Below are 16,832 nucleotides of genomic sequence, written 5' to 3'. Positions count from 1 at the left end.
TCTCATAATTGGTAATAGAGGAAATGATGTTTGGAGGAATTTTTATCCTGCAAAATCGCGGAAAACAGCCTAACAACAAGGCCTGAGGGGCCCTGCCAAAGCTAGTCCCGGCCTAGGTTTTACGGTGGTTTTCAGTTTACCTTGACAAGAAAAAGACATGGTAATTATTAGAAAATTAGAGAGTTGTAAGATTGGCTCCGTCTATCAATAGTGGTACTTTTTGGTCATTGCGGTGAGAGTTGGCATATATTTTAATAGGGGTGGGAGGGATGACAAAAACATGAAAAAGCAATTACTAAGCCTCGCTATTATCGGATCTTTACTAGGGACAGCCGGCATTGCAAACGCAAGCACGACCTGGACCACGTCAAGCGCAGTAAAGAAATACAATGAGTACATAAACGCGGATAGCTACGTGAAGGACGAGCTCTATAATGTGGCGGATTTCCGGGCCAAATACGGAAGTCAATCGAACACTCTCGCTTACCAAATCGTCGAACGGGCGATCTGGTATATGGAAAACGGTTATATGGTTTACGGCAGCGGTTCGGATGCTTACGGCAAATACGGCTACGAGGACTGCTCGGGCTTTGTCCGTTTCGTATTTGGCGATTTCGGATTTAACGTTACGGGAACATCAGCGAATTACAACACGGTGGGCACAAAGGTAGCCGGTGTCGGCAAACAGAAGGTGAACGGCAAGTGGAAGCTTACCGGCATTGAGAACCTGAAGCTTGGCGATATTCTGACCTGGCAGGAAACCGATCATATTATGCACGTTGCGATTTACATGGGAACCAACCGCGATGGTCAGCCGGTTGTGATCGGCACGCGCTCGGACGGCAATCCGACGGCGCTTGGCACCGTTGACGGCTGGGAATATTGGTGGGGCGAGAACTTCAAGGAAGCCCGCCGCGTAGTTCCTGCAGCCGGCTTCACGGGGATGGCCGGCAAAACGGTTAAAGCGCCTATCATTCCAGATTCGTATGTGCTTCCGCCGCAAAAGCCGGTTCCGGCCTGGACAGGCCCATCAACCGGGGGCGGTTCCACAACGCCGGCTCCGGATCCGACGCCGTCGAATCCGTCGAATCCGTCGAACGAGAAGACTACATACGTGGTGACGGTAAAGGGCTGGGTTAGCCTGAAATCGGCAGCGAGCTCGAGCTCTTCCACGGTTGGCAGACTGCAGCTTGGCCAAAAAGCCGAGCTGATCAAGAAAGCCAACAGCTATTGGTATCAAATCAAAGTAAACGGCCAAACCGTTTATATCACAACAAACAGTACGTATACGAAGACGATAACGGAATAGGGGATGAACAGGGGGAGAATTATTCCTTGAGGCATTGATTCGCGCTATAACAGGTGCTTTGGGAAGGGCTCCAGGGACAAGCGCGGTTCTGCCGCTAAGAGGAAGAGGACCTCTGTTCAACACAAAAAGGGTTGTTTCGGGAAGCTGAATGTTGGCACCGAACAACCCTTATTTATTAGGCTTATCAGGATTCGTTAGAGTCTGCCAGCAACGTCCGTATCCGGTTATCGACGAGAGCGAGGTCCCACGGATAAAAGAAAACATGATCGCCGTCGTCCGCGATGCTGAAGGAATAGGCGATGGGCTCGTCCGTATAGAAGATCATGTAGTAATAGTCGGGGTCTCCGTTCTGGGTATTTGGCGTATAGGCAGGCTTATATTCGCCGGATTTCAGCAGATGGATAAAGTCGGACTGCTCCTGATTCACAAGCGTCCGGTACGGAGCGGTATCATCCTTTTTATACAGCTCGATCTTGCTGACTTTGTCCATAGGAAGGTCCTTGAAGCTGCGCCGGTTAAGCGTTTTGTAATAGGAGTCCTCCACATACAGGCGGTATCCCCCGATTCTCGTTTTGTCCTCGGCAGCAATCAATTCTTCCGGTTTATACCCCTTTACCTCGTACAGCTGCGTGCCGATAGCAAGGAAAGCCGCGTCGCCTTCCTTGGTCCGATAGTCCGGATTAGAGACAACATCCCCTACCTTGAACTTCACCTTGCCTGCGACAGCATCCGTTACATCGTCCGGATTGACAAGCACGCCGTCGTAAAGGCCGGTATAGGTATGGCCGTTAAGCTTAACAAAGTCGACCCAGTCAATAACGGCATTGCCCTTGATCGATTGGGAATTGTCGCGGGTCAGCGCCCAATAGGTGAATGCGCCTAGTCCCAAAATAAGCAGCAAGCTTGAACAGAAGATAACCGCGTATTTTTGCAAGAAACACCACTCTCCCTAATAACTATTTAACGGGTGCCGGAACCGAATAGTTGCAGCTGCGGCCGCAGTTGTATGGGGGCCTATCCACTTCAGCACAAGTGGCGTTAAGCGGCGGAACATACACTGGGATTGGAGGGTGAGTCCCATGTATGTAAAAAAGTATAACAGCCGAAGCATCTACGGAAAGCTTAAGGTGTGCCGGTATTTGAAGTCTCACAAAAGCCTGAAGAAGCTTGTCCCCCATACCGTGTCGTTTAGCCGGAAAAATATGGCCTCGATGCTGGCGGAGCACTCTTCGGTCTATGTAAAGCCGGATACGGGCTCGCAGGGGATGGGGATCTTCAAAGTCAAGAATGCGAAGAGCTCGGGCTATACGGTTAAGCATATCGTGAAGAAGAAGCAGCTAAGCCGTCATTTGGGTTCGGCTTCAGCCGTGTATAACCATATTAACAAAAAGTCGGAGAAAAGGCTTATTATTCAGAAGGGCATCACGCTCGACCGCGTGAACGGCAGAGCGTACGATATCCGGGTGATGGTGCAGCGCAAGCCGGGCGGCTCCTGGACCGTGAACTGCTATTCGGTGAAGGTTGGCGCTCCCAAGAAGATCGTTACGAATTATTATCAGGGCGGCAAGCTGTATTCGATGGAGAAGCTGGGGAAGAAGCAGGGCCTCTCGCCGAAGAAGACGGCGAAGCGGATCTCGCAGCTAAAGTCAAAGTCGCTCAAAATCGCAAAGCATCTCAGCGGCAAACGCAAAGGCATGCACGAGCTGGGCATCGATTTTGCTTACGACAAGAAGCAGCGTCTCTGGGTTATCGAAGTCAACTCGAATCACCCGCAGTTTTATCCCGTGAAGCGGCTTAATCCGCAGGCGTACAGGAAGATGAAAGAGTTCGCGAGAAGCTACGGCAGAAAGGACGATTAACAGGGGAAAGCCGCAATCCGGTGCCTGACGAAAAGGCCATGGATGCGGCTTTTTTAACTATAAACACTCTAAACAAACTTCCGGCTGGTCTTCTTCCCGTCGCAGCTGAAGACGATTTTCTTGTCCTCAACGATGGTCTCCAGATGGACGTTCTTGCCCCAGAGCTGCACGACGTAAGGGAGAGTGCGCTCGACATATTTCAGGTCAAGCTCGGTTCCCTCGTAGTTATGCTTCAGGTACAGCTCACCCACCCGGTTGAAGTCGCCGTCGGTAACCACGATGCTTGGGAAGCCGCCGTTTACCTTCGAATAGACGAGCTGCTCGCGGATATTTTCCCAGGATTTATCGGTGATTTTCCATTCCGGCCCTTTCTTCTCGAAGATATAGAGATCGAGTTCATCGGTCAGTTCCTTCGTTAAGTAATTGCGCAGGAAGGAAATGTCGGAATCGAATTCCCGCACTTCGAAAATTTTCTCCCGGCCTTTGCCCGGCACGCGTCCAAACCGCACCTGTTCTTCCTTCGTAGGTTTATCCCAGCGCTTCTCGATATCCTCGAAGATCTTCAGCCCGAGATAATACGGGTTGAGGCTATGCCTGGATGGGATAACAACGGAGGAGTTCAGCTTGGCGAACTCGATCGTCTCGTAGCTGGTAAGCGGCAATTCGCGGATAATGCGCTGATGCCAATACGAAGCCCAGCCTTCGTTCATGATCTTGGTCTCGATCTGCGGCCAGAAGTAGAGCATCTCGTCGCGGAGCATCGACATGATGTCGCGCTGCCAAGGCTCGAGCTTCGGCGAATATTCCTCGATGAACCAGACCAGATCCTTCTCCGGCTCCGGAGGGAACTGATTGGGCGCTGGAGCGGAAGGTCCAGCCGAAGCCTCAATCTCCTCCAGCGACCACAAATCCTCGTACTCCGACTTTGCCGTCTGCTTCGAGGAACGCGATTTCTCCTTCGTCAGCAGCTCGATATACCGGGATTTATCGAGCTGGTATGGCTTAATAATGGTCGGATCCACATGCTCCTGAATGGCCAGAACGGCGTCGATAAACTTCTCCACGGCTTCCGTTCCGTGGTCCATCTCGTATTGATGAATGCGGTCGGCGGTAGCGGACATGCTCTCCACCATGTTGCGATTGGTTTGGCTGAAGCGGGCATTGTTCTTGAAGAAATCGCAGTGGGCCAGAACGTGCGCGACAATAAGCTTATTCTGAATCAGCGAGTTGCCCTCGAGCAGGAAGGCGTAACACGGATTCGAGTTGATCACAAGCTCGTATATTTTGCTTAGACCGAAGTCGTATTGCATCTTCATCTTGTTGAACGTTTTGCCAAAGCTCCAGTGGCTGAAGCGCGTCGGCATCCCGTAAGCGCCAAAGGTGTAAATGATGTCCGCCGGACAAATCTCATAACGCATCGGGTAAAAATCGAGCCCAAAACCTGTTGCGATTTCCGTAATTTCATCGATGGCATATTCCAGTGCACGGATCTCATCCTGATTCATTGCGCTATCCCCCCGTACTTGATAAATACCGTTCATACCATGTGTATGCCGCCGCCGCTGTTGGATATGCCCTGAGCGTTCAAGTAATCTCCTATTTATTTATTGGACAAATTCGTATATGATTTCCCTATTCATGAACGATAGGACCTAGGAGGGCGCAGCAACATGGAGAAGCGGTTGAGAACCTTCATGCCGTTTACGTATAAAATGATGATTTCCTACCTGCTGCTCGTGCTGGTTACGGACGCGGTTATCGGTTATTTTTCGTATACGATGCTGGTGCAATCCCGTACGGAAATGGCAGAGACAAACATTAAGACGGCAATGGAACAAACGGAAAATAACCTGGGCTATCAGCTTGACGAGATTCAGCGGATGTCCGATACGCTGTTCGGCAGCTTATCCTTTCAACGGGCGCTGCAGAAGAAAGGCGATCCGCTCCAGACGTATCTGACGATGCTGGACGAGATCGTGCCCCAGATCCAGGCGCCGCTCCATTTGTACGGCAATCATATCCGTCTTCTAGTCTATACGACAAACGGCTATTTGAACGAGGTTGACGGAGACAGCATGTACGAAGAGATTAAGGACAGCGATTATTACATTTTGCCGTACAGCGAGATTACGAATAAGTCGTGGTTCAACGCGATCAAGGATTCGGACAAGGATAATATTTGGCTGCAGGTCGACACCGACCGGACGCTCAACAATATTTCGCACTTCCGGAAGCTGGTCTCTTACAACGATTACAAGACGATTATCGGCTACGTCCGGATCACGACGCGGCTGGACGATTTGCTTGGCGATTTTAAAGCGTTTCCAACCGAGGAGGGGCTCATTCTTCGTCTGGTGGACACGAGCAACGATACGGTTCTTTATCAACGGGGCGACAATGAGCATACGGATGCGGAAGCTGCGGCTGGCGCGATGCCGGAAGAGGATAACGGCACTTATCTCGTCATGCAAAATAAAATTCCGAACACCAGCTTTGTGATTGAGACGCTGGTTCCGAACGAGTACCTGAGAAAGGATGCCGGCAAGCTGGGGAGCGTTATTTTCTACGTATGCCTGATCAGCTTCCTTGTGATGTCCTTGATCGGATTCCTGGTGGCCAGACTGTCCGGGCGGAAAATGAGGCGCATTGTCTCGTTTCTGGGCTCCTTCCAGCAGGGCAGCTTCCAGAAGCGCCTGCGCTTCAGCGGCAATGACGAATTTGTTCATATCGCCGGCGCGTTTAACGATATGGCGGAGAACATTCAGGATCTGATCAAGAAGGTATACGTGGAAGGCATTCAGAAAAAACAGGCGGAGCTCGAGGCGCTGCAGGCGCAGATTAATCCGCATTTCCTGTACAACACCTTGTCGACGATAGGCAGCCTTGCGAATTTGTCGGAGACGGGGAAGGTAACGGGCATGGTTGAAGGACTCGCGAAGTTTTACCGGCTTTCGCTTAATGACGGCCAGGTATTTATTCCGCTCGCCAAGGAGCTGGAGCAGGTGGAGGCTTACCTGGACATTCAGCGCATTAAATACGCGGGAAAATTTGACGTCCATATCGATATGGAGCGGGGACTTGAAGATTGCAGAGTCATTAAGCTGATCCTGCAGCCTTTCGTGGAGAACATCTTTAAGCATGCCTGGTTTGGCAGTCATATCGCGATCCGGATCAGCGGCAGAACGGTCGGAAATAAGGTGGAGCTGAAGGTCATCGACACCGGGATCGGGATGAAGCCGGATGCTTTGAGGACGGTAATGGCACAGCCGGGACAGTCTGGCGGATACGGCATCCGCAACGTGGATGACCGCATTAAGCTGCGGTATGGCGATGAGCATGGCATCGAGATCGGAAGCGTGTTTGGCGGAGGGACAACCGTACGGATCCTGCTGCCGGTAGACCGGCAGGGCAACGCCGACGAGGAAGAGCAAAGGAGACAGCTGGCATGATTACGGTATTACTGGTAGATGACGAAGCGGTAGATCTGGAATGGATGCGGCGCAGGGTAACGGGCAGCCCGCTGCCCTTGCGGGTGGTTGGCACGGCGAGCAGCGGATTCGAAGCTCTGAAGCTGATGGAGGATGAGCGGATTGACGTCATTCTGTCCGATATCCGGATGCCGATTATGACGGGGACGGAATTCGCGCGGAAGGCGAAGGAACGGAACCCGCATGTGCAAGTTGTTTTTATTAGCGGTCACGAGGACTTTCAATACGCCAAGGAAGCGATTCAGATGAACGCTTCGGGTTATTTGCTGAAGCCGGTCAAGGACCAGGAGCTGCATGACATGCTGGAAACCGTCTATAAGCAGGTGGAGAGCGAGCGGAAGCGGCATTCGATCGTAACCGAGGCCCTGTCGCTCGTCAATAGGGAGCTGATGCTTAAATGGCTGGCCGATACGGCCGAAGACCATGAACGGGAGCATATCGCTCCGTTCCTGAATTCGCTTCTGCAATACGGGGCAGCCGCGGCGGTTATCGAGATCGATGACGTAGAGTGGAAAATCCCCGAGCAGGAGCGGCGCAGTCAGATCCGCGGCATTTCCTCCTTTATCGAGCAATTCGTTGGCGACCATGACGGAGGGACGGTGCTGGTGAGCCATGATCAGCGGATTGTTATTCTATCGCCGATCTCCGATGACCGGTTTAACGCGATGCTGGAGGAGCTGGTCGGCGAGGTCCGTCAGAACTTCCCCGTCACGATTACGGCAGGCGCGGGAAGCTCGGCGAGGGATACGGAGGAGCTTCGCGAATCCTACCGGCAGGCGCAGGCAGCACTTAGCGCAAAGTGGCTGCTGGGCAAAAACCGGCTGATCAAGGATGTGTCCGGCACGGCGAGAGAGGACAAGCTGGAGCCCAATGTCGAGGAGAACGTCGGGCAGATGCTGACCGCGATTCTCGATTATGACCTTGTCGCGATTGATGACCGGCTGCTCAAGCTGTTCGACAAGAACGAAAGCGTATCCCAGAAGCAATATGCGTACGACCTGATAATCCGGGTAACGTCGAAGCTGCATGCCGATCTGCTGCAGCAAAACGAGAATCTGTACGAGCTGCTGAAGTGGGATGCGCAGAAGGCAGCCGTTCTGTTCCAATTCGAGACGATCGACGATATCCTGTCTTGGCTGCGCAGAAGATTTTTCGAGCTGTCCGAGTTATTGTACGTGAAGCGCCAGAAGCAGAAGCGCAAGCTGTTCGATAACATTATGGCGTTTGTGGACGAGCGGCTGGAGCAGAAAATTACGCTGAAGGAAGTAGCGGCGCATTTCGATTTTACGCCCAATTATTTGAGCACCCTGTTCAAGGAGGAGACCGGTACCTTGTTCAGCGACTGGCTGAACGAACGGCGCATGGACCGGGTTCGGGAGCTGCTGGCTGATCCTTGCCTGAAGGTGTACGAAATAGCCGAGCGGGTCGGCTACAAGAATATCATTTATTTCAACCGGCAGTTCAAGCAATTCACGGGCATGACGCCGGGCGAGTACCGAAAGAAGCATAAAATCTAGTCCGTTTGACCTTAATTCGTAAGCCTGCGGCTGTTTTTCCAAGCTGCAGGCTTTTGTTTTTTTTCGATCCGTATAAACGAAACTTTCCGTCCGAAATCGTAGATTAAGTATTACTTTTTGTAGTTTGGCTTAATTTTGGAGGGGCGGCGCGGTTTATATAATTAACCTATGAGACAGAGAGATTATACAGGAGGAGAAAACGAATGATGCGACGCGGATTTTGGGGTTACGCCCTTCAGAACAAGACGCTGCTGCTCATGCTGGCGCCGGCGGTATTCTTTTTTATACTGTTCGCTTATATCCCGATGGCCGGCATTGTACTGGCATTCAAACAATACAACAACACGGGCGGCATATTCGGAAGTCCGTGGAACGGAATCAGCAACTTCCGTTTTTTCTTCGAATCGGGCAATGCCTGGATGGTTACGAGGAATACGGCGCTTTATAACATCGCCTTTATCATCGTCAACAACGTGCTGCAGATTGCGGCGGCGATATTCCTGTTTGAAGCGGTGGGCAAATGGTTCCGAAAGTTAACGCAGACCATGCTGTTCCTTCCTTACTTTATTTCATGGGTTGTCGTAGGCGCTATCGCTTACAACCTGTTCAACTACGACGTGGGTACGCTGAATGTGCTGCTGAAGGCCGTAGGCATGCAGCCGGTTGATATTTACAACACGCCTTCCTATTGGCCGGTCATTCTCGTGCTTGTATCCGCCTGGAAAACGCTTGGCTACGGCTCGGTCATGTATCTGGCGGCCATCACGGGGATCGACAACGAGATGTACGAAGCGGCTGAGATCGACGGAGCAAACGTATTCCAGCGGATCTGGCGTATCACGCTGCCGAATCTGTTCCCAACCGTGATTATTCTGGTCCTGCTCGCTGTCGGCAATATTTTCAGAGGGGATTTCGGGATGTTCTACAACATGGTCGGCAACAACGGCCTCTTGTTCTCCTCAACCGATGTTATCGATACCTTCGTCTTCCGGTCTCTGACGACATCGAACGAAATCGGCTTATCGGCTGCGGCAGGCTTCTATCAATCCGTGCTTGGCTTTGCAACGATCTTGCTGGCTAACTATGCGGTACGCAAATACGACAAAGATCATGCTTTGTTCTAAGCTGATACTTACGAAAGAGGGATTATAGATGAGTGCAATTGCCCAAACGGGGAAAAGCGGGGTTAAACGTCAGGCGGACATCATGCTGCTGAGAGTCATCGGCTACATCTTTATATCGCTCTTGGCTGTCATCTGCTTCATACCGTTCCTGCTCGTAGTATCATCCTCATTATCGCAGGAAAGCTCTATTGTGGAGAAAGGTTATCAGCTCATACCGGCCGTTTGGTCCGCCGAGGCCTACAGCGTGCTGTTCAAATATCCGGAGCAGATGCTCCGGGCGTATGGGGTCACCATTGCGGTGACGGCAATCGGGACGCTGGTCGGGTTATTCGTAACCGCGATGACGGCTTACGTCCTTCAGCGGAAAGATTTCAGGTGGCGCAACCAGTTTGCTTTCTTCTTCTTCTTTACGACATTGTTCAGCGGAGGTCTTGTACCATGGTATATGCTGATCGTTACGTATCTGGATTTGAAAGACAAGTTGATCGTCCTTATCCTCCCGATGCTTCTCAACGTGTTCTATATAATCGTGATGAAGACGTTCATGAGCAGCATTCCGGAGGCGATTACCGAATCGGCCAAGATCGACGGCGCGGGGGACTTCCGCATTTTCGTCCAGCTGATTCTGCCCCTGTCCAAGCCTGTACTTGCCACCATCGGCTTGTTCATCGCTTTGGCTTACTGGAATGACTGGTACAACGCGCTTCTGTTTGTCAGCGACGAGAAGCTGATGCCGCTTCAGTATTATCTGTACAAAATGCTTGGCAACATGGATGGCATGCGCAAGGCGATGGTCGCTTCGGGAGCGGTCGTTACGACAAACATCCCGACGGAGAGCCTCAAGATGGCGATGACGATTGTCGCCACCGGGCCGATCCTGCTCGCCTATCCGTTCATTCAGCGTTATTTCGTGCAAGGCCTTACGCTTGGCGCGGTGAAAGGTTAGGATGACCTCAGGGCAACCTGGTTATCATATATGACTATATTTTTAGGGGGATACACATGCGAAACAAAAAATCGGTCATGCTGCTGGCGGCAACGTTTGCCCTTTCCGCAACAGTGCTAGGGGCATGCGGCAGCAATAATGGAAATAACGGCGGGACGAATGCGGAAGCGACGCAGTCGCCGGCTGCGGAATCGCAATCTCCTGCGGCATCGGCGGATGCCGGCGCGGTCGACACGTCCGAAGAGCTAAAGATCAAAATGCTGATGGTTGGCGGCAAACCGGTTGACTATGACGCGGTATTCGCGGAAATCAACAAAAAGCTGAAAGAAAAGGTTAACGCAACCATCGATGCGGAGTTCCTAGACTGGGCGGATTGGACGCAGAAATATCCGCTGAAATTCGCGGCGAACGAGGATTTCGATATTGCCTATACGGCTAACTGGGCGTTCTACAATGACCAGGCGCTCAAAGGCGGCTTCATGGAGCTTACGGGCGATATGCTGAGCAAGTTTATGCCGCAAACGATGAAAGCGATGCCTGCGGTAGCATGGGAGCAGTCGAAGGTGAACGGCAAGCAGTTCATGGTGCCGAACAACAACCCGGAAGTAACGGACAAAGCGGTACTGATCCGCGAAGATCTGCGCAAGAAATACAATCTGGAGCCGGTTAACAGCCCCGAGACTTATGCGGCTTACCTGAAGGCGGTTGCGGCTAACGAAAAAGGCATCAACGGCTTTAACGCCAAAGGCGCCGACGGCTGGAAATGGCATGAGCTTGACCAAATCCTGCTCGAGCAGGCGAATGATTTCAACCTGGTAGACTACAGCATGCCGCTTGCTTACAAGCTGGACGATCCAACAGGCAAAGTATTCAACATTTACGACACACCGGAATTCAAATCCCTTCTTGCTTATTATAAAGATCTGGCAGACAACGGCGCATGGTCCAAAAACATCGTGTCCAACAAAAACGACGTTTGGCAGGATATTAAAGCCGGAAAAACCGCTTCTTACGCACAAAACCTGGGTACGGTAGCGATGAACCTGGCGGAACTGAAACGCGAGCAGCCGGATGTTGAGCTGGCCATCGCGGATCTGACGCCTAACAGCAAGAAAATCGCGGCGATCTCGACGCAAAACGGCTTTGCGATCCATGCGACATCGAAGAAAGCCGAACGTTCGCTGATGGTGCTCGACCTGCTGCAAAACGATAAAGAAATCCACGACCTGTTCATGTACGGCATTGCGGGCACGAACTATGAGCCTGTAGGCGATGACAAGTTTAACGCTTTGCCTGGCACGCCGAACTACACCGGCTTCTCCAACTGGGGATCGAACTCCCCGCTGAACCGCAAAGACGCATCGTACCCTGCCGAGGCAGACGCGATTGCGGCGGATTGGGAGAAAAAGGTTTACCACTTCAAGCTTGAGACCTTTGTCTTTAACGATGCAAACGTGAAGAACGAAGTAGCTAACGTAGGAAACGTGATGCTCCGTTACGCGATTCCGCTCGAGTACGGCCTGATCAAGGACATCGACAAAGGCCAAGCGGATCTGATCGCGCAGCTGAAAGCAGCGGGTATTGAGAAGGTGCAGAAGGAGCTGCAAAGCCAGATCGACGCTTTCTTGGCTAATCAATAAGGGGAGACGATTGTCTCTCCTGCCTTTAGGAAAATGATTCGTTAGAGAATGTGGGTCGTGCAGGAACGGGGTATCCCCTTCGGCCACTGTTGTCTGCAGGAAATTTGAATTTTATCTCCAAAGGAGATTTCCCGCAGACAAAGGCGGACGCTAACGCTCCTCAGGGGACACCCCTTTCCCTTTCGCCGACTATTCTCTAGTGAACCATTTTCTCAGCTTGGAGGAGACAAAAGTCTCCTCCTTTTTAAAACCCAAAAAGGGAGGAAAAAAGATGAAAAAGATAGCTAGAAGAAGCATTCTTTTATTTTTCACGTTTACGTTAGCGCTTACATCTCTGCTGGCTATTGGGCCGGTGAAGAAATTGGAGGCGGCGGAAAGCAATTTGTCCGATCCCGATACGTTTATTAAAGGCGTCGATATTTCGACTTTACAGGCGCTCGAGGATAAGAATGTAAAGTTTTATGATGGAGGAATCCAACAGGACCTGCTGACCATTATGAAAAATCACGGAGTCAATTATGTCCGTCTTCGCCTCTGGAATGATCCGGTGCAGGCGGATGGCTACAATGACAAGGCCCATGTGCTTGCGATGGCGGAGCGGGTGAAGGCGGCAGGGATGAAGCTGCTGCTTGACTTCCATTACTCCGACTTCTGGGCGGATCCGGGACAACAGGTGAAGCCGGCGGCGTGGAAGGATCTTAGCTTTGCGGATCTGAAGACAGCTGTCTATGATTATACGGCAGACGTCATGAGCGATCTTGCCGAGGCGAATGCTTATCCGGATATGGTTCAGATCGGCAATGAAATTAACAGCGGCATGCTGCTGCCCGATGGGTCAACAAGCAACATGGATAACCTTGCCGGGTTGATCGGCGAAGGCGTTAAAGCGGTACGGGACACTACGCCAAACGGTCAAACGACGCAAATCATGCTGCATTTGGCGGAAGGCGGCAATAACGGCAAGTTCCGCAGCTTTTTTGACGCAATGGAAGCACGGAATGTAGACTATGACGTTATCGGCATGAGCTATTATCCGTTCTGGCACGGCACGTTCCAGCAGCTGAAATCCAATATGGACGATATTGCCGCAAGATACGGCAAGCCGATTGTCGTAGCGGAAACGTCGTATGCCAATACGCTTGAGAATGGCGATGATCATCCCAATACGGTTGGCGAGAACGAGACAAAGCTTGTTGGCTTTGAAGCATCCGTGGCGAATCAGAAGCTTGTCACCGAGACGGTGCTGAATACCGTTGCCGATGTGCAAGGCGGGCTTGGACTCGGCGTATTTTACTGGGAGCCGGCTTGGCTGCCGGGTGTAGGCTGGAAGCAAGGCGAAGGCAATGCATGGGAGAATCAGGCGATGTTTGATTATGACGGCAATGCGCTTGACTCGCTAAACGCATTCCAATATGTACCGGGCAGCATCGCAAGCGTAGATCCGATTCTCGTATATCCTGCTACGCCGGTTACGATTGCAACGGGAGATGTCTTGTCGCTGCCGGCGGATACAAAGGTACTCTATAACGAAGGAACCATTACGGCGGCACCGGTTGAATGGGAGGAATATAACCAAGAGCTGTTAAGCGCGCCGGGAACGTTTACGGTTCAAGGGAAGGTGGCGGGTACCAATCTTAGCACCTCGGTAGAAGTGACAGTGACGGGAAGCCCTAATCTGCTGAAGAATGGCAGCTTTGAGAGCGGTACGCTGGCGGATTGGACGGTTACCGGGGATACGGGCACGGTGAAAATCGAGCATAATGCGGGTAATGCGAAAGCCGGCGAATACGCACTGAATTATTGGTCGGGCTCGGCCTTTGCTTATCAGGTATCGCAGACGGTAACGGGGCTGGAGAACGGAACGTATGAGCTTCGCGGATATGCTTCCGGGGGTGAATATGCGGACCAGACGATCATGCTGACGGCTGAGACTGGCGGGCAGACGCTATCCGCTCCGGTAACGAATGCCGGATACAACGTCTGGAAGCAGTACACGATCGGGGATATTCAAGTGAAGGACGGCCAGGTAAAAGTCGGTATTCAAGTAAACGGACCGGCAGGAGCATGGGGGTATTTTGACAAGCTTGAGCTGGTGAAGGTAGAAGCCGCGGAGGTTAACGTCGTGCAAAATCCGGGCTTCGAAAGCGGCGCTTTGGCGCCATGGACGGTTACCGGAGATAGCGGAGCGGTTAAGGTTGAGCATAATGCGGCTAATGCCAAAACAGGCGAGCATGCGCTTAATTATTGGCTGGGCACAGCATTTAAGTATAGGGTTACGCAGTCTTTCGAGAATCTTGAGAACGGAATTTACGAGCTTCGCGCATCGGCATCCGGCGGCGTATACGACGAGCAGAAGATAAGCTTGTTCGCCAAATCCGGCAGCTTAACGTACAGTACAGATGTTGTAAATACCGGCTGGAATGATTGGCATTCCTACAAGGTCGGCGCAATTGAAGTGCGGGACGGCAAAGTCTCGATCGGTATTGATGTGGATGCTCCGGCGGGAGCATGGGGTTACATGGACGATATTGCGATGGTGAGAGTAGGAGATCTGACTCCAGGAGGAGAAAATAACGGCAACGGCGGAACCAACGGCAATAGCGGGGGATTAAGCCATACCATTACCGGCGTAGCTACCGTTACTTCCTCCCAATTGGCTGCGGATGGCAAAGGCGGGTATACGGTAGAGTTGCCTTTGGGAACAACGCAGGCTGTTTTACCATCCGGCTTGTATGATCAATTGAAGAAAGGGCCTGTTACCTTATCAGCAGGGGATCTGTCCTTGACGATTCCTTCGGCTGTCGTAACCGAGCTGCTCGGCAAGCTGAAGACGGAAGCGGGAAGCAAGATTATTTTAAGCTTTGTGCCCGTTACGGGGGCGGCTGCGGATAAATTGCTTGCAGGCACCGGCGCGGATGTCCGAGCGCTTGGCACCGTTTATAACTTCGAGTTGTCGGTAACCGGTTCGGACGGCAATGCGGAGAAGCTGACCAAGTTCAGCAGTCCGCTAACTGTTCGCCTGAAGGCTTCGCAAAGCGGAGACGCGGAATTGACGGGTATTTATTATTTCGCCGAAGACGGATCTATCCATTATGTTGGCGGGCAATTATCAAACGGCGTATGGCAGGCAGACGTTGCGCATTTCAGCAGCTACGGCTTGCTTGAAGTAAAGAAATCCTATACGGATGCGCCGGCCGAGCATTGGGCAGCACTTGCGATCGGATCCCTTTCGGCGAAGCAGATTATAAATGGGACAGCAGTCGCAAGCTTTGAACCGGAGCGCGCGATCAGCCGTGCCGAGTTCACTGCCATCCTTGTTCGTGCATTGAAGCTGGCCGGCACCGGCGGTCAAGCTTCGCGCTTCAGCGATGTACCGGCATCCGCCTGGTATGCCGAAGCTGTATCCGCGGCTTATGAAGCGGGTCTTGTAAAAGGGCGTTCGGCAGAGCTCTTTGTACCTAACGGCTCGATTACGCGCCAAGAAATGGCCGTTATGCTGGCCAAAGCCTATGAAATTTCCCATAAAGCAGCTTCTGCTTCCTCTAATGTTGACAAGGAGCTTCCGTTCCTGGACAAATCGTCGATTGCGAATTGGGCGATGCCTTCTGTACAATGGGCTTATGAGCAAGGGCTGTTAAAAGGACGGAGCGGCGGCCGGTTTGCCCCGGCAGCATCGATGACACGCGCGGAGGCAGCTGAAGTCGTCTATCGCTTGCTTAAATAGAATCAGGAGTATTTATTCCGTTATGCATCTAGATGAACTTGTGTTTGTTTTTATGATTGTCCTGCTCGCTGGCTTTGTGCAAGGATTGACGAGCTTTGGATTTGCTCTAATCTCCATGCCGCTGCTAGTGAAGCTGATGCCGATGCAGCAGGCTGTCCCGGTCGTTGTAGTATTAAGTCTCTTGACCAACATTGCCGTGCTTTACAGCAGCCGGAAGCATATCCGAATCAGGCAGATTTGGCCGCTTCTGGCCGCGAGTTTACTCGCGGCACCGCTTGGAGCTTATGCCTTGCTATATGTTCCGGCGAATGCGCTGAAGCTAGGGGCTGGCCTGCTCGTTGTCGTCGTATCCATCTTGATGCTGAGCGGAAAAAGCTTTCCGCTTGGCCGGCTGGCTTATGTGCCGGTTGGTGCCGTAAGCGGCTTTTTGAACGGAAGCATCTCGATGAGCGGGCCTCCGGTGGCATTGTTTTTAACCAACCAAGGCCTAGACAAGATGACCTTTCGGGCCAACATTACGGCTTACGCCTTAATCCTGAATATCATTACGATTGGGACGTATATGTACGAAGGACTGCTTAACGAGGCGTCTATGGAGGCGGCAGGCTGGGCGGTTCCGGCGCTTATTATCGGGGTTATTATTGGGATCAAGGCGGTTGGCCGGCTGAATGACAAGCTGTTCAAAACCATCGCGCTTTGGCTGATCCTGATTACCGGAATATGGACAGCGGTCGGCGGACTTATCGGCTAACAGCAGCTAAACAAAAAAACCTTGAAGGTGTGGCGTCTAGGCTTGGCGCTTCTGCCTTCAAGGTTTTTTCTCGACTGCTTCTTTTGATACATCGCTTGGTCTGCATCCGTAATCAACTGTTTCAGACTGGCGTACCGGTCTTGAGTGGAGCTTATGCCAATGCTGGCCGATAGGCTGACGGGCTTGCCCTGAACAAGAAACGGATCCGGGAAAGCGGCGTTGATTTTGTCATGTGCCGTGCGAATGCTGTTATCCTCGCTTAAGTTCTGGAAGCAGTTAATAAACTCACCGCCTCCATACCTGACGATCCGGTCGCTGTGCCTGATTTGCTGCTTCAGGCGTTTGGCGATTTCAACCAGCAGCAGGTCTCCAAACTTATGTTTAAACTACCTTATTAATTAATAAATATATTAATTCAATTATATAAGAATTCGTTATTGAATTATTTCATCGGCTGATGTTTAATAAAGATAT

11 protein-coding genes and 1 pseudogene are annotated in these 16,832 nt (G+C 51.8%); 9 read left to right on the top strand and 3 right to left on the bottom strand.

The features are described 5' to 3' along the window. The first annotated feature begins 280 nt into the window (after positions 1-280). Positions 281-1,309 carry a C40 family peptidase gene (locus EV294_RS14110; protein WP_132307761.1) on the top strand — a complete coding sequence of 343 codons (1,029 nt, stop codon included), beginning with the start codon at positions 281-283 and terminating at the stop codon, positions 1,307-1,309. 184 nt (positions 1,310-1,493) lie between these two features. Here EV294_RS14110 and EV294_RS14105 read toward each other — a convergent pair whose 3' ends face one another. Beyond that, positions 1,494-2,243: a hypothetical protein gene (locus EV294_RS14105; protein WP_132307759.1), complete on the bottom strand. Its 750-nt coding sequence runs from the start codon at positions 2,241-2,243 to the stop codon at positions 1,494-1,496. A 145-nt stretch (positions 2,244-2,388) separates the two neighbouring features. Between EV294_RS14105 and EV294_RS14100 the strand changes: the two genes are divergently transcribed. Beyond that, positions 2,389-3,168, top strand: a complete 780-nt coding sequence (locus EV294_RS14100) for a YheC/YheD family protein (RefSeq protein WP_132307757.1) — start codon at positions 2,389-2,391, stop codon at positions 3,166-3,168. A 68-nt stretch (positions 3,169-3,236) separates the two neighbouring features. Here the strand turns inward: EV294_RS14100 and EV294_RS14095 are convergent, their stop codons facing one another. Then, on the bottom strand, positions 3,237-4,673 hold the full coding sequence (locus EV294_RS14095) for a SpoVR family protein (protein ID WP_132307755.1): 1,437 nt from the start codon (positions 4,671-4,673) through the stop codon (positions 3,237-3,239). 165 nt (positions 4,674-4,838) lie between these two features. Here EV294_RS14095 and EV294_RS14090 point away from each other — a divergent pair, with 165 nt between their 5' ends. The 7 genes from EV294_RS14090 to EV294_RS14060 all read left to right on the top strand — a co-directional run bounded on the left by EV294_RS14090 (position 4,839) and on the right by EV294_RS14060 (position 16,358). After that, on the top strand, positions 4,839-6,617 hold the full coding sequence (locus EV294_RS14090; protein ID WP_132307753.1) for a sensor histidine kinase: 1,779 nt from the start codon (positions 4,839-4,841) through the stop codon (positions 6,615-6,617). Then, positions 6,614-8,173: a response regulator gene (locus EV294_RS14085; protein ID WP_132307751.1), complete on the top strand. Its 1,560-nt coding sequence runs from the start codon at positions 6,614-6,616 to the stop codon at positions 8,171-8,173. Before EV294_RS14090 ends, EV294_RS14085 begins: the two co-directional genes overlap by 4 nt. Before the next feature lie 203 nt (positions 8,174-8,376). After that, positions 8,377-9,297 carry an ABC transporter permease gene (locus tag EV294_RS14080; RefSeq protein ID WP_132307749.1) on the top strand — a complete coding sequence of 307 codons (921 nt, stop codon included), beginning with the start codon at positions 8,377-8,379 and terminating at the stop codon, positions 9,295-9,297. 28 nt (positions 9,298-9,325) lie between these two features. Beyond that, positions 9,326-10,243 (top strand): carbohydrate ABC transporter permease, encoded by a 918-nt coding sequence (locus EV294_RS14075; RefSeq protein WP_132307747.1) that lies wholly within the window; start codon positions 9,326-9,328, stop codon positions 10,241-10,243. 56 nt (positions 10,244-10,299) lie between these two features. Then, the gene (locus EV294_RS14070) at positions 10,300-11,883 is read left to right on the top strand and encodes a DUF3502 domain-containing protein (protein WP_132307746.1); all 1,584 of its coding nucleotides are present in this window, start codon (positions 10,300-10,302) and stop codon (positions 11,881-11,883) included. Positions 11,884-12,154: 271 nt separating this feature from the next. Continuing rightward, positions 12,155-15,607: a glycosyl hydrolase 53 family protein gene (locus tag EV294_RS14065; RefSeq protein WP_132307744.1), complete on the top strand. Its 3,453-nt coding sequence runs from the start codon at positions 12,155-12,157 to the stop codon at positions 15,605-15,607. A 22-nt stretch (positions 15,608-15,629) separates the two neighbouring features. Beyond that, a complete protein-coding gene (locus EV294_RS14060) occupies positions 15,630-16,358 on the top strand; it encodes a sulfite exporter TauE/SafE family protein (RefSeq protein ID WP_132307742.1) in 729 nt (242 codons plus the stop codon). On the opposite strand, the pseudogene EV294_RS31095 reads toward EV294_RS14060, so the two are convergent. Next, a pseudogene (locus tag EV294_RS31095) lies at positions 16,355-16,729 on the bottom strand (GGDEF domain-containing protein); the annotation flags it as partial. The gene EV294_RS14060 and the pseudogene EV294_RS31095 sit on opposite strands and share 4 nt — an antisense overlap. Between the last annotated feature and the right edge of the window lie 103 nt (positions 16,730-16,832).

Origin of the sequence: Paenibacillus sp. BK033, assembly GCF_004345425.1 — a bacterium.
Classification (GTDB): domain Bacteria; phylum Bacillota; class Bacilli; order Paenibacillales; family Paenibacillaceae; genus Pristimantibacillus.
The sequence above is the reverse complement of the archived record's forward strand: the minus strand, read 5'-3'. Positions and strand labels throughout refer to the sequence as shown.

What these genes read in the sequence shown, in the direction of transcription:
- EV294_RS14090 (WP_132307753.1), top strand. Translation starts at nt 4,839, where the DNA reads ATGGAGAAGCGGTTGAGAACCTTCATGCCGTTTACGTATAAAATGATG.
- EV294_RS14085 (WP_132307751.1), top strand. Translation starts at nt 6,614, where the DNA reads ATGATTACGGTATTACTGGTAGATGACGAAGCGGTAGATCTGGAATGG.
- EV294_RS14110 (WP_132307761.1), top strand. Translation starts at nt 281, where the DNA reads ATGAAAAAGCAATTACTAAGCCTCGCTATTATCGGATCTTTACTAGGG.
- EV294_RS14095 (WP_132307755.1), bottom strand. Translation starts at nt 4,673, where the DNA reads ATGAATCAGGATGAGATCCGTGCACTGGAATATGCCATCGATGAAATT.
- EV294_RS14080 (WP_132307749.1), top strand. Translation starts at nt 8,377, where the DNA reads ATGATGCGACGCGGATTTTGGGGTTACGCCCTTCAGAACAAGACGCTG.
- EV294_RS14060 (WP_132307742.1), top strand. Translation starts at nt 15,630, where the DNA reads ATGCATCTAGATGAACTTGTGTTTGTTTTTATGATTGTCCTGCTCGCT.
- EV294_RS14070 (WP_132307746.1), top strand. Translation starts at nt 10,300, where the DNA reads ATGCGAAACAAAAAATCGGTCATGCTGCTGGCGGCAACGTTTGCCCTT.
- EV294_RS14075 (WP_132307747.1), top strand. Translation starts at nt 9,326, where the DNA reads ATGAGTGCAATTGCCCAAACGGGGAAAAGCGGGGTTAAACGTCAGGCG.
- EV294_RS14065 (WP_132307744.1), top strand. Translation starts at nt 12,155, where the DNA reads ATGAAAAAGATAGCTAGAAGAAGCATTCTTTTATTTTTCACGTTTACG.
- EV294_RS14100 (WP_132307757.1), top strand. Translation starts at nt 2,389, where the DNA reads ATGTATGTAAAAAAGTATAACAGCCGAAGCATCTACGGAAAGCTTAAG.